General features: G+C 75.5%; 1 pseudogene. It reads right to left on the minus strand.

Going from position 1 to position 204, the window contains the following annotated elements:
* Positions 1-204: pseudogene (locus tag G3I65_RS03060) on the minus strand (SAM-dependent methyltransferase); the annotation flags it as partial.

Consider the following 204-nt stretch of genomic DNA (forward strand, 5'->3'; position numbering starts at 1 on the left):
GGTGGGGCCGAGCAGCCGCCGTCCGCCGGTGAGCCGCCGCTGGTGGGCGTTGAACGCGGCCGAGATGGCCGGGTCGAGCGGGTCGGCGGGCGAGAGCTCCACCTTGCCGGTGACCGACAGCATCAGCAGCGCCGCGCAGCCCGCTTCGGCGATGGCCGTGGCCAGCGCCGTGACCTCGGCCTTGGTCAGCAGGTCGAGCAGCGC

This window comes from Amycolatopsis sp. SID8362, assembly GCF_010550475.1.
Taxonomy (GTDB): domain Bacteria; phylum Actinomycetota; class Actinomycetes; order Mycobacteriales; family Pseudonocardiaceae; genus Amycolatopsis; species Amycolatopsis eburnea.